We start from the raw sequence: 19,874 nt of genomic DNA, 5'->3' as shown, positions 1-19,874 counted from the left end.
AGCATTTTTCCCCCTTTTTTTAAAGCTGAACACACCAGTTAAATTCTTGCTATACTGAATGGGTTCAATCTCAACGGAAAAAGAAAAAATGAAAGCCAACAAAAAACAATGCTTAATTAGCACCGCACTTTTCGCAACCTTAGCAATCGCCGCACAGGCGGAAATTCTCGTCAGCCAAGCCAGTATCGCCGCAACCCAACAAGCGGGCGAACCCAGTGCGATTTTTATGCAACTTGAAAATAATGGCAATGAAAACGTTCAGCTCGCCTTTGTAGAAAGTGAAATCCCCGCCCGCTTCGCCTTACACGGAATGCAACAGGGCAGAATGACCGATCTCAACACCATTGAAATCCCCGCTCATCAACGCCTGAGCCTAAAACACGGCGGCCAGCATATTATGGTGTTCGATCTCCCTAATTCCCTCAAACAAGGGGAAACTTTCCCGATCTCGTTGTTTTTTGATAATGGGGAAGTGGTGAGAACGAAAGCGGTGGTACGATAAATATCACGTTTCAATAAAAAAGGGCAATCCAGCCCTTTTTAATCCGCAATCACCACCGCGATCCCTTTATTTAATAAGGCTTGGTGTGTTTGTTCATCAAGTAAATTATCCGTAATCACGACATCAATTTTTTCCAATGGACAAACAATATTTGGGCTACGCCGTCCAAATTTTGAGGAATCTGCCAAAACGATAATTTGCCTTGCGGCATTCGTCATTGCTTTACTCACGCCGTGTACTTCGTTAAAGGTGGTTAAACCGAGTTCTAAATCAAAGCCATCAGTGCCAATAAACAGTTTATCAAATGAGAATTTTTCAAAGGTCGCTTCCGCTAAAATGCCGTGTAATGAAGCGGATTTTGTTCGATATGTGCCGCCGCACATCAAAAGTTCGTGTTCTTTTTCCAATGCAACGAGGCTATTCATAATATGTAGGCTGTTGGTCATAATGGTGAGATTATTTAATTCGGCAAGATAAGGGATCATCTGCAAAACCGTACTGCCAGAATCAATGATGATGGAATCGCCATCTTTGAGGAATTTCACGGCAGCGTGAGCGATTTTCTTTTTTTGCTCCAAATTGATATGCGTTTTATTTGTCATCGGCAATTCGGTTTCCGTTGTTTTTTCTTGCTCTCGCAAAACAACACTACCATAAGTGCGAAGCACTTTCTTTGCCTTTTCAAGTGCGGTGAGATCTTTACGAATTGTTGTGCCTGTGGTGGAAAAAAATTCGGCTAATTGATCGACCGCCGTTTTACCGTGAGTTTGTAAATAATTTAAGATCGCAAGTTGTCTTTCTTTGGGTTTCATAATAAATCCATTTTTAGGATTTATCGCAGTTGAAGTGCTTCCTTGAGAGCTTGCTGGCTCTGTTTATCTTTGGGGAAAATAAGCTCTGGAATAATTTCACTATGCAATAAACCTTTTAACGTTGTGATTGTTTTTGCTCGAGAAAATACGCTTAATCCTTTTAATATAATCGCATTAACAACACGATAATCCTGATCAAAAGCGATGGCAATGACCACTTTAGGTTTAAATCGACCTTGCGTGCGACCTACGCCTACATTCCCTTGTTTACATAATTTCTCAAATTCTTTATTAAATTGAGATAATTGCCTCCACCCCAAAATGATCTGTAACAACCAAGCAATTATCGCCACAATAATGAATGAATTTGTTATATTTTGCATAAAAATTTCCTTATTTTAAACGTTTTTACCGCATTATTTAAAAGAATTAAAAGATTTTTTGCGATGAGAGTGATTTCCTATGCCCCAAAACTGAAATGATTGCCGTACAGCGGAGAGAATCTGTACGGCACAAGCAAAATTAAAACATCACCTGCCCCCCTGTGATATTTATCGACTGCCCCGTGCAATATTCGGCTTTTTCGCTGGCGTAAAACAGTAGCACATTCAGCACATCTCGATATTCGCACCCCCGTTTCAAAGGTACTTTGTCAATATATGCCTGCTCCACTTGATCCGCTGGAATGCCTAATTTTTCCGCATATTGTGGAATGAGCGATTGGAACATCGGCGATTTGAGCAAATTCCCCAACATTAAAGAATGCACGGTGATGCCGTATTCTGCTAGATCTAAGGCCAAAGATTGGGTCAGCCCCACGCCGCCGAATTTTGCCGCACTGTACCCCGTGTTGTGCTTGCTCCCCACCTTGCCGGATTTGGAGTTGATCTGAATAATCCGCCCCGCGATGCCATCTCGAATCATTAATTTAGCAAACTCTCTGGCACAGAGAAAATACCCCACCAAGTTCACCTGCAATGAAGTGTCAAAATCTTTGGTTTTAAATTCCGTAATGGGGGCGGCTTTCGCCATTCCCGCACTGTAAACTAACAAATCCACTCGCCCAAAACGGGCATCAACCGCATTGGCAAGAGCTTGCACGCTTTGCTCATCGGTTGCGTCCACATAAAACCCCGCCGCACATTCTTGTCCAAGATGGAGATTGATCACGTTCGCGGTTTTCTCCGCATTCGCTTCATTCAAATCCGCCACCGCAACCGCATAGCCATTTTCCGCCAAGCCTGAAGCTAAAAACGCCCCTAAGGTTTGACCGCCACCAACAATGACTGCAACTTTATTTCCCATAATATCAACTCCTAATTTTTTATAATGGTTAAAACATCATTGACCTTTATTTCAGCTGGCACATTCCCTTTCAAATGAATTGTGCCAGGATATTCTGCTGTAATAGCACCATCAAAACGAAAGGTAACGTGCCCTAATTCTTTTAAATTGAAATTTGCCACACTTCCCACCGCCGTGATTTTAAACGTGTTATCGTTAAACCTCACAGAATCGCCTGCACAGACTTCTGCTAAAAGATCGCCGTGGCAATGAATGAAACAGTAATCCTCAAGCTCTTCTGGCACATCTTGCTTAAAGGTGATAAGCATATTCTCCGCTAAGGCTTCAGGGGCGAAACGCCCGATTTTATTGAATATTGTTTGATAAATAATCTGCATTGTTTCTCCTTACTGTAACCGTTTGATTTTTTAATAATCTCGCATTACGCATTGAGTTATTTCACTTTTCTATACTAGCTTTGGATAAAAGTGCGGTCATTTTTCACCGCACTTTTTTATCGCGTTTAGTAGATAAAGGCGGACACAAACCACGCTAGTAAAACTGTTGGTGCCCCCGTTAAAAAACGGCTCACCAGCACAGACGGCACGCCAACCCGAACGGTGTCTTGCTTCGCTTCAGCCAGAGATAATCCCACTGGAATAAAGTCACAAGCGGCTTGGGCATTAATGGCGAACAACGCAGGCAAGGCGAGGTGCGGCGGAATATTGCCTAAGCCAATTTGCACCCCAACTAGAACGCCGATGACCTGTGCAATCACCGCACCCGGCCCTAAAAATGGCGATAAGAATGGGAAAGAACAAATTAAAGCAAGAGTAACCAAGCCGATTGGACTGTTGGCGAGCGGGGTTAAGCCGTGGGCAATCCAATCGCCTAAGCCTGAAGCGATGATGATACCGATCAAGGCAGAAACGAACGCCATAAATGGCAAAATGGTTTTCAGCACCGTGTCGATGGTATCCCGCCCCGCTTGGAAAAAGACCGCCACGATCGCCCCCATTCCCATACCAATTTTTGCCAGCAAGCCATCGCTTTGCTCGGTGATTTTTTTGCTACTATCGTAATCTTTCACCTTGTGGCTAGCGGTGGTTGGGCTTTTTGAAACGGCTGAATTTTCCAATTCAATCAAAGAGATATTGGCTTCTTTTACCGCTGAAACATAAATGTCCTCTACGATATATTCAGCGAGCGGGCCTGATTTCCCTGTGGCGTGAATGTTGATGGTGGGGATACGGCGTTTCGGATAAAGCCCACAACGTAGCACGCCGCCGCAATCAATAATCGCAATGCCGATTTGATCGTTTTCAGGTTCGCCCTCTTTAAAGCCATCAACCGCCTCCCAACCCGTGAGGGCAACGAGGTGATCCACAATACTCGGGCGAGTGCCTGCGGTCATATAAAGAATTTTTTTGTTTGGCTCAACGGCAATGGTTAAAGGTCCGCCCCAGCCGCCGTTGCCTTTTTCAATATAAATTGCTTTTGTCATTTTCATTTCCCCCTATAAATGCACTTCGCGATCGAGTTTAATACCCATACGTTTTTCAAAGATCGCCGTTGTGAAATCCGTGATCCAACCGCGGAAAAAGTTCGTCACCATACCCACTAATAAATAGCTCACCGCCAGCGGAGCAAGAGGCAGCCCTAGTGTGGTTAAACCGTTGGCAATGCCTAAATAAACAAAGAGTTCGCCAGGGTTGATGTGGGGAAACAAGCCGTTCATTGAATGGCAACTATAAGATGCAGCCGCATAATAACTGGGTTTATAGCGTTCAGGTAAGAATTTACCTAAACTTAATGTCATTGGATTACAGAAAACAAATGTGCCAAAAACAGGCAGGATTAAATAACGAGAAATCGGGTTGCCTGCACTACGTTGTGCTAAATGCTCAATACGATCTTGACCAATAAATTTGATCAAGGCATTCATCACAACCAATAAAGAAATCAGCAACGGCAAAATTCCTGTGACCATACTCACAAAAACCTCACCCCCTTTTTGGAATAGCCCTATAAACCATTCCGCACTATGTGTAATAAATTCCATCTCACACCTCTCAAAATGAAAGTTTTTAGGTTTAAATCTGATTAATTACTTAATCATTGAGATAAATAATATTTCATTTTGAAAGATAAATCTGTGATAGAGATCGCAATTTTAATTTTTTATTTTAAAATAAAAGAAAAATGTTTTATTTAACAAGTTTTTTAAAATGTTTTTTACTCTGATACGCCCATCTTTTATCAATGGGAGCTGTCATAATGAGGAATCCGTGGACTGACAACGCCCACCAAAAGGGCATTGTGCTGTGGTTGAAAAAATGCGTGCAGAAATGACCGCACTTTTATGTGATGTCTTTTTGTCGATTTTCTTCGCCTGGTTCCCAATCTACGGGTTCGTCGCGTAATAGCTTTTCCACCATTTCTTTGGTTTCGGCATCAAGACGGCGACCCAGTGCCATTAGTTCGGGGTCAGAGAAAATTTGGTGTTCAGGATTATAATGGCTTGCCATTTCTGCTACGCTGTGGCGATCGCGGTGGTAATAAAGCTCGGCGATGGCTCGGGCTTTGTCTTTTTCGATACCGAGTTGCTCGAGGGCGAGCCGTCCACTTCTGATGGCGGAATCAAAGGTTTCACGCACGATATTCCTCGCCCCAGCACGATATAATTCGTAAACGTGGAAGCGGTCGTAGGCACGGGCTAAAATGGCAACCTGTGGATAGTTTTTGTTCACAAAGTTGGCAATTTGAATGGCTTGCTCTTTGTTATCAATGGCGATGATTAATAGTTTGGCTTCGGCGATGCCAGCGGTTTCCAATAGATCTTCTCTTGAACCGTCGCCGAAATAGCTTTTTACGCCGTAGCGAGTAAAGCCCTCCACCAACGCCGCGTCGTAATCGATGAGGGTGGGTTTATAGCCGCAGCTTAACAGCATTCCGTTTACGACTTGCCCATAACGCCCGTGTCCGATGATGATAATGGCGTTTTTTTCATCAATGGGATCGCTTTCTTTTTGTTGCGATTGGGTGGCTCGTGGCACGATGACTTTATCGTAAAAAATGAACAGTAGCGGGCTGGCTAACATTGAGATAGCGACCACGAGCAAAAATTTATCCGCCAAAGTTTCGGGTAAAATGGCGTTTTGGGTGGTGAACGAAAGCAGCACAAAACCAAATTCCCTTACTGGGGCGAGGCTTAGAGCGAAGAGGTTGCGGTTGAGTTTATCCAGTCGAAAGCAGAAACCTAGCCCCCACAAAATGAATGCTTTGACGATCAGCACTAACAGTGTGATCCCCATAATGGTTGCAAAGTCATTGAATAATAAGGAAAAATCAATACCTGCTCCGACGGTGATAAAAAACAGCCCGAGCAAAAGCCCTTTGAAAGGTTCGAGATTGCTTTCTAATTCGTGGCGGTATTCGCTGTTTGCCAACACCACGCCCGCAAGGAATGTGCCTAAGGCGGGGGAAAGTCCGATCAATGACATCATCGCCGCGATGCCGATTACCAAAGCAAGGGCAAAGGCGGTGAAGATTTCTCGCATTCGGCTGGCGGCAATGTAGCGGAAAATTGGGCGAGAGAGAAAATGTCCGCCCAGCACGATAAAGGTAATAACCGCAAGGGTGATGACCGCTTTCGCCGTGCCAGTCAGCCCGCTGAGTAAGTTGGTGCTTTCCGCTGTTGCAGTTTGCCCTTGATTTAGCAGCTCAGGTGAGGCGAGGACAGGTAGCAAGGCAAGAATGGGGATCACCGCAATATCTTGAAATAACAGCACAGAAAAACTGCTTTGCCCGCCTGGGCTTTTCAATAGCCCCTTTTCGCCTAAGGTTTGCAACACTATGGCAGTGGAAGAGGCGGCTAGCACGCAGCCAACGGCAATCCCCATTTGCCACGAATAGTCTAGCAGCACCGCAATCCCCGTGATAGCCGCAATGGTCAGCCCCATTTGTAGCCCTCCCAGCCCGAGCAGTTTGTTGCGTAACGCCCACAGGGTTTTCGGCTCAAGCTCAAGCCCCACAAGGAAGAGCATCATTACCACGCCAAATTCCGCAACGTGTTGCACTTTTTCCGCTTCTTGTCCAACCAGCCCTAAAATCGGCCCAATGGCAACGCCCGCCAGCAAATAGCCCAGCACCGAGCCAAGCCCAAGGCGTTTAGAAATAGGAACGGCGACTGCTGCGGCGAAAAGGTAAATAAAGGCAGAAACTAGTAGTGATGTCATCGTTTTTTCTCAATGTAAAATAGAAAGGTAAATCGCTTCAGCTATTTTACTGAATTTACACAGAAATCCTAGTGAGTAAATAAAAGTGCGGTGGTTTTTGCGAGGTGATCGGAATTGAGGGGGGATAGTACGTTTTCTCAAAATTCTATGCTGTTTTTGCTAGGCAAATTGTAAAGAGGTGATTAACTATTATGTTATTCCGACGCATATTCTTTGAAAATAAAAAGGAGCAATGCTTTTTTCTAGCAAATTTCTGATATGATAATACGACCTTAATGACGAACTAGTACAAATGCGAATACCAAGAATTTATCACCCAATTTCGTTAATACACCAAAAACAATGTGATTTAAGTGAGGATGCTACAAATCATGTGGCACGAGTTCTCCGTATGAAAGTCGGAGAACAACTTGAATTATTTGACGGCAGTAACCATATATATCCTTCTATTATCAGGCAGATAAATAAAAGATCAGTGAATGTTGAAATTTTAGATCGCCAATTTGATGATAAGGAAAGCTCACTTCATATTCATCTAGGGCAAGTGATTTCTCGAGGTGAGAAAATGGAGTTTACTATCCAAAAATCTGTTGAATTGGGAGTAAATATCATTACTCCATTATGGTCTGAACGCTGTGGTGTTAAGTTAGATACAGAGCGTATGGCAAAAAAAATTCAACAATGGCAAAAAATAGCAATTTCAGCTTGTGAACAATGTGGGCGTAATGTAATTCCTGAAATTCGTCCAATGATGAAATTAGCTAACTGGTGTGCAGAACAAGATGGAACACTTAAACTCAATTTGCATCCCAAAGCACAATATTCAATCAGTACATTGCCATATATTCCAACGACAGGAATACGTTTGCTTATTGGCTCAGAAGGTGGATTATCTCCGCAAGAAATTGCTCAAACAAAAGATCAAGGATTTACAGAAATTTTACTTGGAAAACGTATTTTACGTACGGAAACAGCCGCATTAACAGCAATTACGGCATTACAAGTTTGTTTTGGTGATCTAGCTTAACTCCGATAGCTATAATTAGGAAAAAATATGCAACTACAAAACCATTTTTTAATTGCTATGCCACATTTGATAGATGAACATTTTATCCGTTCTGTCATTTATATTTGTGAGCATAATGAGCAAGGAGCAATGGGATTGGTCCTTACACAACCAACAGATCTCAGCATCGCTGAATTGTGTATAAAAATGAATTTTATGATGGCAGATAATCGTCAATATCCAAATGATTTAGTTCTTGCAGGTGGTCCAACAAATCTTGAACGTGGTTTTATTCTTCATACTTCATCTCAAACTCCGTTTTTGCATAGCCAAAAATTGGCTAGTAATTTATGGCTTACTACATCAGCAGATGTCATTGATTCTCTTGGTACACCCCAAGCTCCAGAAAAATGCCTAGTCGCTTTAGGTTGTGCGAGTTGGTCTCCAACTCAGCTTGAGAGAGAAATTGCGAATAATGATTGGTTAATCGTACCCGCAAATGAGCATATTTTATTTGATATGCCATATTCAGAACGTTGGCTTGCAGCTAATCAATTACTCGGAATACAGCAATATAATTTTGCTTATCAAGCAGGACATTGTTAATGGGAATTACTGCAATTGCTTTTGATTTTGGTACAAAAAGTATTGGTTGTGCTGTAGGGCAAAGTATTACTTGCTCGGCACAACCATTAAACGCTTTTAAAGCACAAGATGGTATACCAAACTGGCAAGCTATTGATAAATGTTTGCAAGAATGGAAACCTAATATTGTTGTTGTTGGATTGCCTTTAAATATGGATGGAACGGAACAGCCTTTTACTGCTAGAGCAAAAAAGTTTGCAAATCGTTTACATAACCGTTTTGGTGTACAAATTGTTCTGCATGATGAACGTCTAACTACTACGGAAGCTCGTGCAGAAATATTTCAACGAGGTGGATTTAAAGCACTGGAAAAGGGAAAAGTGGATAGTATTGCAGCTTGTCTCATTTTAGAGAGCTGGTTTGAAAATCTATAGTGCGGTGTTATTTTTTATTGATTCAAAACAGCGTTGTGTCTTTTTTAACGCTGTTTTTTATCAACTTTAGGTAACTATACTTTCTTCTTACTCATCGTATCAACCCATACAGCAAGTAGTAAAATACTGCCTTTTACAATATATTGCCAGAATGTCGGTACATCTAACATACTCATTCCATTATCAAGTAAAGCAATAATAAATGCACCGATAACAACGCCATAAACGCTACCGATTCCCCCAGCTAAACTAGCACCACCAATGACACAGGCTGCAATGGCATCAAGCTCTGCATTTTGTCCTGCCGAAGGTGCACCTGCACCAAGTCGTGCGGTTAAAATTAAACCAGCAATCGCTACCATCAATCCATTCATTGAGAAAATAATTAATTTTACTTTTTCAACATTAATACCAGATAATCTTGCGGCATCAATATTGCCACCAATGGCGTAAATATGACGTCCGAAAGCGGTTTTTTTCGCGATAAACATTCCAATCACGGCAAGCAATGCGAGCAATAATACTGGGAATGGAATACCACGATAATCATTTAATAAATAGATCGCGCCAAGTATGCCTAATGTAAATAGACCATATTTTAAGGTTTCCTGTGAGCCGGAAGGCACGCTTAGATTTAAGTTTCGTCTGGCTTTCCGTTGGTAAGTTCCCCAACTAATAAAACCAACAATCGCAATCATACCAATGAGCATTCCGATGAAATCAGAGAGGTATCCCTGACCGATCATTGTCATTTCTGTGCTAATAGGGGAAACTGTTGTCCCATTTGTTAAACCAATTAAAACACCGCGGAAAGCTAACATTCCGGCAAGAGTCACGATGAAAGAAGGAACTTTGCGATAAGCAACCCACCAACCGTTCCACGCACCGAGCAATATTCCTAATGTAAGAGTGACAACAATGGTCAATGAAAGTGGCCAATCCCACCATACATTCGTAATTGCTGCAAAACCACCTAATAGCCCCATTAATGAACCAACAGAAAGATCGATTTCAGCAGAAATAATCACAAATACCATTCCTATTGCAAGAATCCCTGTTATGGATGTTTGACGTAATAAATTAGAAATATTTCTTGCACTTAAATAAGCACCCTCTGTTGCAAACGAGAAAAATACCATAATGACAACAATGGCAATTAACATAATATAAACTTGTAAATTAATGGATTTTAACTTAGACATAATTACTCCTTAAGTGCTGCTTCCATCACTTGTTCTTGCGTTAAATTATCATTAATAAGATCCGCTTTAATTCTCCCTTGGTGCATCACTAATACGCGATCACTTATCCCCAAGACCTCTGGTAACTCAGAAGAAATCACGATAATTGCTACCCCTTGGTTTGCGAGTTGGCTAATCAATTTATAAATTTCATATTTCGCCCCAATATCAATACCTCGAGTCGGTTCATCTAAAATAAGAATAGTTGGGTTAAGTAAAAGGCATTTTGCTAAAATGGCTTTTTGTTGATTACCACCACTTAGACGTCCAATCGCTAAATCGGGACTTGATGTTTTTACTGTCAATTTTTCGATAGATTGTTGAATAACTGTTTCTTCTGAAGGCTCATTAATCACATTGCCTACCACACAATATTTATTGAGCGACGCTAAAGTGATATTTTTGCCTACCGCCATAATAGGAATAATGCCGTGTTTTTTACGATCTTCTGGCACCATAACAATATGATGTGCAATCGCATCAGCACAATTTCTGATGTTAATAGGCTTGCCTTGTAAAAGAATTTCACCTTGTTGCTTTCCTTGGTAAGAACCAAATAGGCATTGCGCCATTTCGGTTCGTCCAGAGCCGACTAAACCTGCAACGCTTAAAATCTCTCCTTTGTGTAGGCGGAAACTAACCTCATCAACACGTTTAATATGCCGATTAATTGGATGCCAAGCAGAAAGTTTTTCTACACGCAAAATCTCTTCACCAATAGGATGAGGCTCATAAGGATAAAGTGAGGTAATTTCTCGTCCTACCATCATCGTGATAATGTCGTCTTCGCTCATTTCAGCACAAGGGCGCGTGCCAATATGCTCTCCATCACGAATAATACAAATTTTGTCTGAAATCGCTTTTACTTCATTGAGTTTATGGGAAATATAAATACAAGCGATATTATGGGCTTTTAGATCGAGTACCAGATTAAGTAAAATTTCTGTTTCTTTTTCTGTTAAAGAGGCCGTTGGTTCATCAAGTACTAATAAACGAACCTGCTTATTTAAAGCCTTAGCAATTTCTACTAATTGTTGCTGACCTAATCCCAATTCTCCAACTTTCGTATTAGGATCAATATCTAACTGAACTTGTTGTAAAATGGTTTTACAACGTAAGTACATTTGATTGTCATCGGTAATTCCGTTACGACACATTTCATTACCTAAAAACATATTTTCCAAGATGGTCATATTTTTAACTAATGTCAGTTCTTGGTGAATAATTGAAATTCCTTTTTCTTCTGTGTCTTTAATGTTCTTTGCAATAAGTGGCTCACCTGAAAAATAAATTTCTCCTGAATAATCCCCATAAGGATAGATTCCGCACAGCACCTTCATTAAGGTTGATTTTCCTGAGCCGTTCTCACCACAAAGTGATAGAATTTCTCCTTCATTTAATTCAATGGAAATATTATTTAATGCGGTAACATCACCAAACTTCTTGGTAATATTTTTCATTGATAATAATGTTGGCATAATAAAACCTCCCCGATCAAAGTGCGGTATTTTTCAACCGCACTTTTATATTTAACTACAAAGGTTTAGCAATATTATTTTTCAATTTGCTCTTTGCTGTGGAAGCCATCTTTAATAATGGTTTCTTCAATATTATCTTTAGTCACTGCAATTGGTGCTAATAAATAGGCAGGTACATCTTTTAGTCCATTATTTAGCACCGCATTAGATTCTGGTTTTTCATTTTTACCAAGCTGAACGGCTATTTCAGCGGCTTTATCCGCCAATTTTGTGATTGGCTTATACACTGTCATTGTTTGTGTGCCTTGTATAATACGCTTAATTGCGGCGAGATCGGCGTCTTGCCCTGAAATGGCAACCTTACCAGACAACCCTTGTGCGCTTAATGCTTGAATAGCACCACCCGCAGTTGCGTCATTAGATGCAACAACGGCATCAATATTGTTTTTATTTGCGGTTAAAGCATTTTCCATAATTTGTAAGGCTTTCTCAGCTAACCAAGAATCTACCCATTGATCGCCAACCACTTTAATTTTTCCACTATCAATTAAAGGTTGAAGCACTTTCATTTGTCCTTTTCGGAATAATTTCGCATTATTATCAACAGGAGAACCTCCCATTAAAAAATAATTTCCTTCAGGTTTCACTTCAACAATACTTTGTGCTTGTAACTCACCCACTTTTTCATTATCAAAAGAAACATAGAAATCTAAATCTGCATTATTAATTAAACGGTCATAGGCTAATACTTTAATCCCTTCACGTTTTGCTTCACCAATAATATTGCCTAATACTTCACCATTAAATGGAATAATCACCAAAACATCTACATTACGATTAATCATATTTTCTATTTGTGAAATTTGTGCTGTGGCATCTCCATTTGCAGATTGAACAAATACTTTTGCACCTAAACTTTCTGCTTTTTTCACAAAAATATCACGATCTTTTTGCCAGCGTTCTAAACGTAAATCATCGATAGACATTCCTATGGTGAGATCTTTAGCGAAGACAGGATTAGCTAATAAGGTTAAAGAAGCCGCAAGAGAAAGAAAAAGATGTTTGATTTTCATAATAGCACCTCATACTAGGTTAAATTAATGATATTTAAGAGTAACAACTTATTCACTCATCTCTAGTTTGCTTAGATTAATTGAGGAATTCAATTATCAGATTTATTAATGCTATTATGTTTTTTCTTTTTTGTGATGAAGAACACAATAATAAAAAATTATCCGTATTATATAGAACTATTTCCTTTATCTATTTTTTATTTCCGGATTGCATTAGATTTATAAAATCAATTTATAGTAGTTGTAGATAGAAGTGAGTCTTTGTTATTAGAAGAGAGTTATATATAGCACTATAGTTACTTTAGTGTTTTAGAATATCAGAAAATTTAAAAATGTTATTTTAACTAAAAAAATAACGTTATCTTTTAGATTACAATTATTTTGCAAGGTAAATTTTGCCTATGATACACTTCGTTTTTTCATTTTTTAATCTATCATCATTATGCAATTAGCTCAATCTTCAAAAAACGCCCCTTTCGCTCAATCTGTTCTTGCTTGGTATGATAAATTTGGGCGTAAGCAGTTGCCTTGGCAGCAGAATAAAACCTTGTATGGCGTGTGGCTGTCGGAGGTGATGTTACAGCAAACTCAGGTGGCGACAGTGATTCCTTATTTTGAGCGTTTTATGCAAACCTTTCCCACCATCACCGCCCTTGCGAATGCCCCGCTTGATGAGGTTTTGCACCTATGGACGGGCTTGGGCTATTATGCTCGAGCGAGAAATTTGCATCAATCCGCACAAGTGATTCGCGATCAGTATCAAGGCAATTTTCCTACGGAATTTGAGCAGGTGCAGGCGTTGAAAGGCATTGGGCGAAGCACGGCGGGGGCGATTTTATCTTCTTGTTTGAATGCCCCCTATCCGATTTTAGACGGCAATGTGAAGCGTGTGTTATCTCGTTATTTCACTGTGCAAGGCTGGGCGGGTGAGAAAAAGGTGGAAAATCAACTGTGGCAGTTGAGTGCGGAGGTTACTCCAAAAGAACGGGTGGCGGATTTTAACCAAGCGATGATGGATATTGGGGCGATGGTGTGTACACGAAGTAAGCCGAAATGCGAGCTTTGCCCTTTAGCTACAAAGTGCGGTGCAAATTTACAGCAAAATTGGCAGGATTATCCCGCAAAGAAACCGAAGAAAGCCCTTCCTGAGCGACAAAGTTATTTTTTAATTTGGCAGGAAAAGGGGAAAGTGATTCTGGAACAGCGGGAAAACGCGGGGCTGTGGGGCGGGCTATATTGCTTCCCTCAATTTGAAAATAAATCGGCGTTGCTGGATTTTTTAGCGAGCCAAGGCGTGAAGTTTTATCAAGAATGGGCAGCGTTCCGCCATACCTTTAGCCATTTTCATTTGATGATTCACCCGATTTATGTGCGAGGTGATGAACAGCCCGAAGATTGCGATCGCACGGATTGGCAGAAGGTGGGGGAAAATCACGCGAAGTATGAATCTTCTATACAAAGTGCGGTCAAATATTGGTATGATCCGCACAATCCAGATCAAATCGGGCTGGCAACGCCAGTCAAAAATCTTTTATTACAATTACCAAAAGGAAACACATAATGGCAAGAACGGTATTTTGTGCTTATTTAAAACAAGAAGCGGATGGGCTTGATTTTCAGCTTTACCCTGGGGAATTAGGCAAGCGTATTTTCGATCATATCAGCAAGCAGGCTTGGGGCGAGTGGCTCAAAAACAAACAATGCTGGTGAATGAGAAAAAATTAAATATGATGAATGCTGAACATCGCCAATTATTAGAGCAAGAAATGGTGAATTTTCTTTTTGAAGGCAAAGAGGTTCAGATTGATGGCTATGTTCCACCCGCAGAAAAATAATTTATGAAAAAATACGTTGTTGCTTTGATTATTCCTTTTTTGTTTGCCTGTGGAGGGTCGAACCATAAAGGAACGGATTACGATGAATCCTTTTCCAAAGACACGCAGGGTCTGGATATTTTAACGGGACAGTTTTCCCATAATATCGATCAGATTTGGGGGGTAAACGAACTGTTGGTGGCGAGCCGTAAGGATTATGTGAAATATACCGATAGTTATTACACCCGTAGCCACGTTAGTTTTGATGAGGGCGTGATTACCGTTGAATCTCAGCAGGATACCTCACGTTTGCATAATGCGATTGTGCATACGCTACTAATGGGGTCTGATGCTAAAGGCATTGATTTATTTGCTTCTGGCGATGTGCCGATTAGCTCTCGTCCTTTCTTAGCGGGGCAGGTGGTAGATAATTTCGGGCAGCAAATTACTAATGAATTTGTCGCGGGCAACTTCTCTGATTATTTAATTAGTAATAAACTTCAATCTCGCCGTTTAAGTAATGGGCGATTAGTGCAATTCGTGGTAATCCCAATGATTGCCAACCACGTTGCTGTGCGGGCACAAAAATACATTCCAATGGTACGCCGTGCCGCCAGAAAATATAACCTTGATGAAAGCCTTATTCTTGGCATTATGCAAACAGAATCAAGCTTTAACCCTTATGCGATTAGCTATGCAAATGCCATCGGCTTAATGCAAGTTGTGCCACATACCGCAGGACGTGATGTGTTCCAAATGAAAGGGCGTGGTGGCCAGCCATCAAAAAGCTATTTATTTGATCCTGAAAAAAATATTGATGCAGGAGCTTCATATTTATGGCTGTTACAAAATAAATATTTAGATGGCATTACCAACCCAACCTCAAAACGTTTTGCAATGATTTCAGCCTATAACAGTGGGGCGGGTGCGGTATTGCGAGTTTTCCACGAAGATAAAGAGAGGGCGATTACACAAATTAACCGCCTATATCCTGAGCAAGTGTACCGTATTTTAACCACGGCACACCCATCAGCACAGGCAAGAAATTATCTGATCAAAGTGGATAAAGCACAAAAAAGTTATCGTGTAAGACGTTAGCTTTTTTCGGTGGTTGTGTTTTTTAGGCGATTTTTGTTTTATTTCTATGCGTTTCGAATGTTAAATATTCAAACGAATAAAAAAATGCAAAAAAGTTGAAATTAATGATTGACTTAAAACGGGAAAAATCGTTTAATACGCACCACTGATGAGTTGCCTCGATAGCTCAGTCGGTAGAGCAGGGGATTGAAAATCCCCGTGTCGGTGGTTCGATTCCGCCTCGAGGCACCACTACTCCTCCTTAGTTCAGTCGGTAGAACGGTGGACTGTTAATCCATATGTCGCTGGTTCAAGTCCAGCAGGAGGAGCCAACTTTGTTGGTTAGTAATGTTACAAAATCCTATCTAATTCCTAGTCGATACTTCATTAACAATAGTTTTGTTAAGAGAGTATCAAATGGAAAACTTAAACTTATCTAAAAAACCATTCATTATTACCATCGCCTCAACCAAAGGCGGTTCAGCAAAAAGTACAAATGCAGCGAATATTGGTGCATTTTGTGCAGATCACGGGTTAAAGACCTTATTAATTGATACCGATACGCAACCGACACTCAGTGCTTATTTTGCCTTAGATTATGTTGCACCAGGTGGTATCCACGAGTTCTTGACCTATCAAGATGTCGATCCCGCCCATATTATTTCAAAAACCACCCTGCCAAATTTAGATTTAATTCAATCCAACGATCCCACAAATAATGTCAGCCAGATGCTACGCAATGCCCCTGATGGGGCAATACGGTTTAGCTTTTTGCTGAAAAAGCTCAAAGGCTATGATGTGATTATTGTGGATACACGCGGAACGCGAGATATTACGGTAGATATGTCCGTACTTGCTGCCGATTTGTTATTTTGTCCTATCTTGCCACATATTTTATCCGCAAAAGAATTTATTCGCGGTACGATTGGAATGTACCAAGAATTGCAGACCTTTGAAGCATTTGGCTTTTCGCTCCCGCCGCTCAAGGCTGTGCCTAACTGTGTCGATCATACCAATGATGTTAAATTTGTGCTTGGTCATCTCAAACAGCTTTTTGAACAAAACTTGAGCGCAGATAAAACCCTCCTTGATTTCCATATTCCTGACAAAGTGGCTTACCGTGAAGCGGCAACCTATTCACTGCCCGTCTATCGACATAGCAAAGCAGAGTATGCCGTAATCCAAGCCCTTTGTATGCATTTATTGCCTCAATTTGCTCTCCAATTTGAGCAAGGTTTAGGAGGGCATAATGCGTAAAATGAAAAAGTCTCCCGCCGAGCTTTATTCGCTTGAGGCAGAACATTCGGTCATTGGCGGGTTGTTGATTAATGCGAATTGTTTTGATGATGTGGCGATCATTCTCAATGCTGAAGATTTCTATCTTATACAGCATCGCTATATTTTTGAAACTATCGCATCACTTGCGAACCAAAATAAAGCCGTCGATATGCTTACGGTGTCGGAATATTGCAAAGAAAAAGGCACCTTGGAAGAAGTTGGTGGTTTCGCTTATTTAGCTGAAATGGCACATAACACGCCATCGGTTGCCAATATTGTGGCTTATGCGGAGCTTGTCAAACAATATAGTCGGCAACGCCAATTTCTAGCCTTGGGGCAGTTTATTTTAACTGAAATGACCGAGCCTAAGAATGCGGAAAATTTGGCAGCACTTGCCGAGCAAATTGAACAGCGATATACGCAAATTTCGTTAAATCAAACCGATAAAAGTGCGGTGCAATTAGCGGACATTTTTTCGCAAATGTTCAACAAGATGGAGCAATCCACCTTAAATGCCGATCCTGTTACAGGCACGCCATTGGGTATTCAACAAATTGATGAATTGACCACGGGCGGGCAGGCGGGAGAATTGATCATCATTGCCGCTCGCCCTGCGATGGGAAAAACAGCACTTTCCCTCACGGCAACAGCAAGTATTCTGGATAAGATGACAGATCAACCCGTGTTTTATTTCAGTCAGGAAATGCCAGCAGATCAACTTTTACAACGTTTTATGGCAATGAAATCACGAGTGAGTTTGCAAAAGATTCGTCGAGCAACTGAGCTTGAGGAAGAAGATTGGGGCAAACTTTCTGAGGCTGTGGGGCGTATTCAAAAAGACTGGAGCAAACGTTTAATTATTGATGATGAGGGTGCATTAACGATCCCTCGATTACGCAGTAAAGTACGTCAATATAGCCGCCAATATGGTTTGCCTGCGGCGGTGTTCATTGATTATCTCCAATTAATGCGAGGCACTGGCAGAGTAGAGAACCGACATCTTGAAATCACGCAAATTTCAGGGGCATTGAAAGCCTTAGCCAAAGAATTAGGGCGTCCTGTTTATGCCCTTTCACAACTCAATCGTAGTTTAGAACAACGCACCAATAAACGCCCTGTCAATGCGGATTTACGCGAATCTGGCTCGTTAGAGCAAGATGCTGATGTGATCCTATTTATCTATCGTGATGAAGTCTATCACCCAGAAAGTGTTGATCGGGGGCTAGCTGAAATCATTATCGGCAAACAACGTAATGGACCATTAGGGAGCGTGAAATGCCGTTTTTATGGTGAGTTTAGTTTATTTGAAAATGAAATGAATTTAGGTGGATATTACGATGAATACTAAGAACAAAAAATTATCAGATGCCGTGGCACGGAATTTAAATGTTGCACCAATGGTGAATACCTCGCCTTCTTATGTAGGGGCGGCTGCAACGCATTACCTGACAACCTCTCAGTACATTACGGTAACTTTAGATAAATTACGCCCTTATGAGCATAACCCACGCAAAACCCGTAATCCTAACTTTGAGATGATCAAAGAATCTATTCGACGTCGCGGACTCGATCATAAACCCAATATTACCCAACGTCCAGGTGAGCCGTTTTATATCATCGCAGACGGGGGGAATACGCGGATTCAAGCCTTAAAAGAGCTATTTAGTGAAACCCAAGATCAGCGTTTTTGGGCGATTGAGTGCTTGTATAAACCTTGGAAAGGGGAAACAGCGGACAGTGTGGAAGCTGAACTGGATTTGCTGATCGGTCATTTAATTGAAAATGATACGCGTGCTGATTTAACCTTTATTGAGAAAGCTCTAGGGATTCAGCAGGCGAAAGAATACTACGAGAAAAAAGTGGGGAAACAGCTATCTTCACGAGATTTATCATCGGCACTTGAGAATGATGGTTATATTATATCTCAAGTATTAATAACTAAGATGGAGCGTTGTATAAAGTATTTATATCCATTTATTCCAGATGTATTGTTTAACGGCTTAGGTCATAGCCCAATAGATAAGTTGTTAGCCATTCGCAATAACGCCCTTGAAGTTTGGCAGCAATATCAATTTGATACAGAAATCACATTTGAAGCGATTTGGCAAAATAGCCTTTCTCGTTGTAATGATGATCACCCATTCAATGTGAAAACCTTTCAAGATGCCTTAATTAACGAGATGACCGATGCCCTTGAGGGTAAAGTCAGCTATGAAATGCTCTATATGGAAGTGGATCTCGATGAGCGTAAATTCCAAAAATTGGCGAAAAAGCAGCAAGAAATTGATGCCCAAATTCAGCATAGTGAAGAAGATGTCGCGAGATTTCAGCAACAACAATTGGAAAAATCCCTTTCTGAACCTGTTCAACCTGTTGAGATGACCGAATCAGAAAGTACAAGTGCTATTACGCCAATCTTTGATGAACGTACCGAAAACGCAGAAAAAAATGACCGCACTTTTGTAGAAGATGTCAGCCACGATAGTTTAGAAACGGAAGTCGTCAATGACATGGTGAATACTGAAACAGTTGATGAAGTTTCTAATTCTGAACCAACCCAAGATCTCGCCCAGCAATTTGCCCAAAATTACGGCATTACGCCAGGAATGAGCATTCAGGCTCAACGTGAGCAACAAGCCATTGCAAATGGGTTGGAATTTGCTTGTGTTGGTCGTCAACCTGTTGCGGATATTTGGCAGGTGTACCCAAGTCGCCAACATAAGGCTGAAGCCTATTCGCTTGCTTTAGATATTGCCGAGCAGTTTGGGCTTGATGAACTCGTTGAACACGTTGTAAACGAGCCCGTCGATTACAGCTTTCAGATGAAAGCCGTCGAAGATTCCTTAAAAGATGATAGCCAACGTACCATTTATGAGTTACTCAGTATGTTGCAAACACAGAATCTAGCCTATTCGGAAGCCTGTTTTCTTGATACGGCATTATTGTTAGGCTCGGCAGATCGAGAACCTAAAATTGATGATGTCACCTTGGTGAAATTATTTCGACTCATTCGTCTTGTTCGCTATTTGCGGGCTTCAGCTTAATGGAGGCG

At 41.1% G+C, this 19,874-nt stretch carries 19 protein-coding genes, 2 tRNA genes and 1 pseudogene; 12 read left to right on the top strand and 10 right to left on the bottom strand.

The features are described 5' to 3' along the window. Positions 1-88 precede the first annotated feature (88 nt). Positions 89-502: a copper chaperone PCu(A)C gene (locus HBL79_RS10770; RefSeq protein ID WP_017805563.1), complete on the top strand. Its 414-nt coding sequence runs from the start codon at positions 89-91 to the stop codon at positions 500-502. 38 nt (positions 503-540) lie between these two features. Here the strand turns inward: HBL79_RS10770 and srlR are convergent, their stop codons facing one another. The 7 genes from srlR to HBL79_RS10735 form a co-directional block, all read right to left on the bottom strand. Beyond that, positions 541-1,314 carry a glucitol operon DNA-binding transcriptional repressor SrlR gene (gene srlR / locus HBL79_RS10765; protein WP_035688482.1) on the bottom strand — a complete coding sequence of 258 codons (774 nt, stop codon included), beginning with the start codon at positions 1,312-1,314 and terminating at the stop codon, positions 541-543. Between the two features lie 20 nt (positions 1,315-1,334). Beyond that, positions 1,335-1,697, bottom strand: coding sequence for a transcriptional regulator GutM (gene gutM, locus HBL79_RS10760; protein WP_035688481.1), 363 nt, complete (start codon positions 1,695-1,697; stop codon positions 1,335-1,337). Positions 1,698-1,836: 139 nt separating this feature from the next. Beyond that, positions 1,837-2,619, bottom strand: coding sequence for a sorbitol-6-phosphate dehydrogenase (srlD, locus tag HBL79_RS10755; RefSeq protein WP_035688480.1), 783 nt, complete (start codon positions 2,617-2,619; stop codon positions 1,837-1,839). 11 nt (positions 2,620-2,630) lie between these two features. Next, positions 2,631-2,996, bottom strand: a complete 366-nt coding sequence (srlB, locus tag HBL79_RS10750; protein WP_035688479.1) for a PTS glucitol/sorbitol transporter subunit IIA — start codon at positions 2,994-2,996, stop codon at positions 2,631-2,633. Between the two features lie 125 nt (positions 2,997-3,121). After that, complete coding sequence (srlE, locus tag HBL79_RS10745; protein WP_035688478.1) at positions 3,122-4,102, bottom strand: PTS glucitol/sorbitol transporter subunit IIB; 981 nt, start codon at positions 4,100-4,102, stop codon at positions 3,122-3,124. A gap of 12 nt (positions 4,103-4,114) precedes the next feature. Continuing rightward, positions 4,115-4,660 (bottom strand): PTS glucitol/sorbitol transporter subunit IIC, encoded by a 546-nt coding sequence (srlA, locus tag HBL79_RS10740; protein ID WP_017805557.1) that lies wholly within the window; start codon positions 4,658-4,660, stop codon positions 4,115-4,117. Positions 4,661-4,958: 298 nt separating this feature from the next. Then, a complete protein-coding gene (locus HBL79_RS10735) occupies positions 4,959-6,836 on the bottom strand; it encodes a monovalent cation:proton antiporter-2 (CPA2) family protein (RefSeq protein ID WP_035688477.1) in 1,878 nt (625 codons plus the stop codon). Between the two features lie 292 nt (positions 6,837-7,128). Here HBL79_RS10735 and rsmE point away from each other — a divergent pair, with 292 nt between their 5' ends. Genes rsmE through ruvX form a run of 3 tightly spaced genes read left to right on the top strand, consistent with a single transcriptional unit; the run spans position 7,129 to position 8,861 of the window. Further along, positions 7,129-7,863 carry a 16S rRNA (uracil(1498)-N(3))-methyltransferase gene (rsmE, locus tag HBL79_RS10730; protein WP_026138470.1) on the top strand — a complete coding sequence of 245 codons (735 nt, stop codon included), beginning with the start codon at positions 7,129-7,131 and terminating at the stop codon, positions 7,861-7,863. Between the two features lie 27 nt (positions 7,864-7,890). Further along, positions 7,891-8,448: a YqgE/AlgH family protein gene (locus HBL79_RS10725; protein WP_035688476.1), complete on the top strand. Its 558-nt coding sequence runs from the start codon at positions 7,891-7,893 to the stop codon at positions 8,446-8,448. Beyond that, positions 8,448-8,861 carry a Holliday junction resolvase RuvX gene (gene ruvX / locus HBL79_RS10720; RefSeq protein WP_035688475.1) on the top strand — a complete coding sequence of 138 codons (414 nt, stop codon included), beginning with the start codon at positions 8,448-8,450 and terminating at the stop codon, positions 8,859-8,861. Before HBL79_RS10725 ends, ruvX begins: the two co-directional genes overlap by 1 nt. Before the next feature lie 74 nt (positions 8,862-8,935). Here ruvX and HBL79_RS10715 read toward each other — a convergent pair whose 3' ends face one another. The 3 genes from HBL79_RS10715 to xylF all read right to left on the bottom strand — a co-directional run bounded on the left by HBL79_RS10715 (position 8,936) and on the right by xylF (position 12,653). Continuing rightward, complete coding sequence (locus HBL79_RS10715; RefSeq protein ID WP_035688474.1) at positions 8,936-10,063, bottom strand: sugar ABC transporter permease; 1,128 nt, start codon at positions 10,061-10,063, stop codon at positions 8,936-8,938. Positions 10,064-10,065: 2 nt separating this feature from the next. Beyond that, complete coding sequence (gene xylG, locus HBL79_RS10710; protein ID WP_035688473.1) at positions 10,066-11,580, bottom strand: D-xylose ABC transporter ATP-binding protein; 1,515 nt, start codon at positions 11,578-11,580, stop codon at positions 10,066-10,068. Positions 11,581-11,654: 74 nt separating this feature from the next. Then, a complete protein-coding gene (gene xylF, locus HBL79_RS10705) occupies positions 11,655-12,653 on the bottom strand; it encodes a D-xylose ABC transporter substrate-binding protein (RefSeq protein ID WP_035688472.1) in 999 nt (332 codons plus the stop codon). A gap of 442 nt (positions 12,654-13,095) precedes the next feature. Here xylF and mutY point away from each other — a divergent pair, with 442 nt between their 5' ends. The 8 genes and pseudogenes from mutY to HBL79_RS10665 all read left to right on the top strand — a co-directional run bounded on the left by mutY (position 13,096) and on the right by HBL79_RS10665 (position 19,866). Beyond that, complete coding sequence (gene mutY / locus HBL79_RS10700) at positions 13,096-14,214, top strand: A/G-specific adenine glycosylase (RefSeq protein ID WP_035688471.1); 1,119 nt, start codon at positions 13,096-13,098, stop codon at positions 14,212-14,214. Further along, positions 14,214-14,488 (top strand): annotated as a pseudogene (locus HBL79_RS10695) (oxidative damage protection protein). The gene mutY and the pseudogene HBL79_RS10695 overlap by 1 nt, the downstream one beginning before the upstream one ends. A 3-nt stretch (positions 14,489-14,491) precedes the next feature. Beyond that, on the top strand, positions 14,492-15,565 hold the full coding sequence (gene mltC, locus HBL79_RS10690) for a membrane-bound lytic murein transglycosylase MltC (RefSeq protein ID WP_035688470.1): 1,074 nt from the start codon (positions 14,492-14,494) through the stop codon (positions 15,563-15,565). 155 nt (positions 15,566-15,720) lie between these two features. Further along, positions 15,721-15,796: transfer RNA gene (locus HBL79_RS10685), tRNA-Phe, on the top strand. A gap of 4 nt (positions 15,797-15,800) precedes the next feature. Continuing rightward, positions 15,801-15,876 (top strand) — tRNA-Asn (locus tag HBL79_RS10680). A gap of 85 nt (positions 15,877-15,961) precedes the next feature. Further along, positions 15,962-16,801 carry a ParA family protein gene (locus tag HBL79_RS10675; protein WP_035688469.1) on the top strand — a complete coding sequence of 280 codons (840 nt, stop codon included), beginning with the start codon at positions 15,962-15,964 and terminating at the stop codon, positions 16,799-16,801. Continuing rightward, the gene (gene dnaB / locus HBL79_RS10670) at positions 16,794-18,170 is read left to right on the top strand and encodes a replicative DNA helicase (protein WP_035688468.1); all 1,377 of its coding nucleotides are present in this window, start codon (positions 16,794-16,796) and stop codon (positions 18,168-18,170) included. Before HBL79_RS10675 ends, dnaB begins: the two co-directional genes overlap by 8 nt. Then, positions 18,160-19,866 carry a ParB family protein gene (locus HBL79_RS10665; RefSeq protein WP_042907113.1) on the top strand — a complete coding sequence of 569 codons (1,707 nt, stop codon included), beginning with the start codon at positions 18,160-18,162 and terminating at the stop codon, positions 19,864-19,866. Before dnaB ends, HBL79_RS10665 begins: the two co-directional genes overlap by 11 nt. Positions 19,867-19,874 lie beyond the last annotated feature (8 nt).

The organism is Avibacterium paragallinarum, from assembly GCF_011765605.1.
Lineage (GTDB): Bacteria > Pseudomonadota > Gammaproteobacteria > Enterobacterales > Pasteurellaceae > Avibacterium > Avibacterium paragallinarum.
The sequence above is the reverse complement of the archived record's forward strand: the minus strand, read 5'-3'. Positions and strand labels throughout refer to the sequence as shown.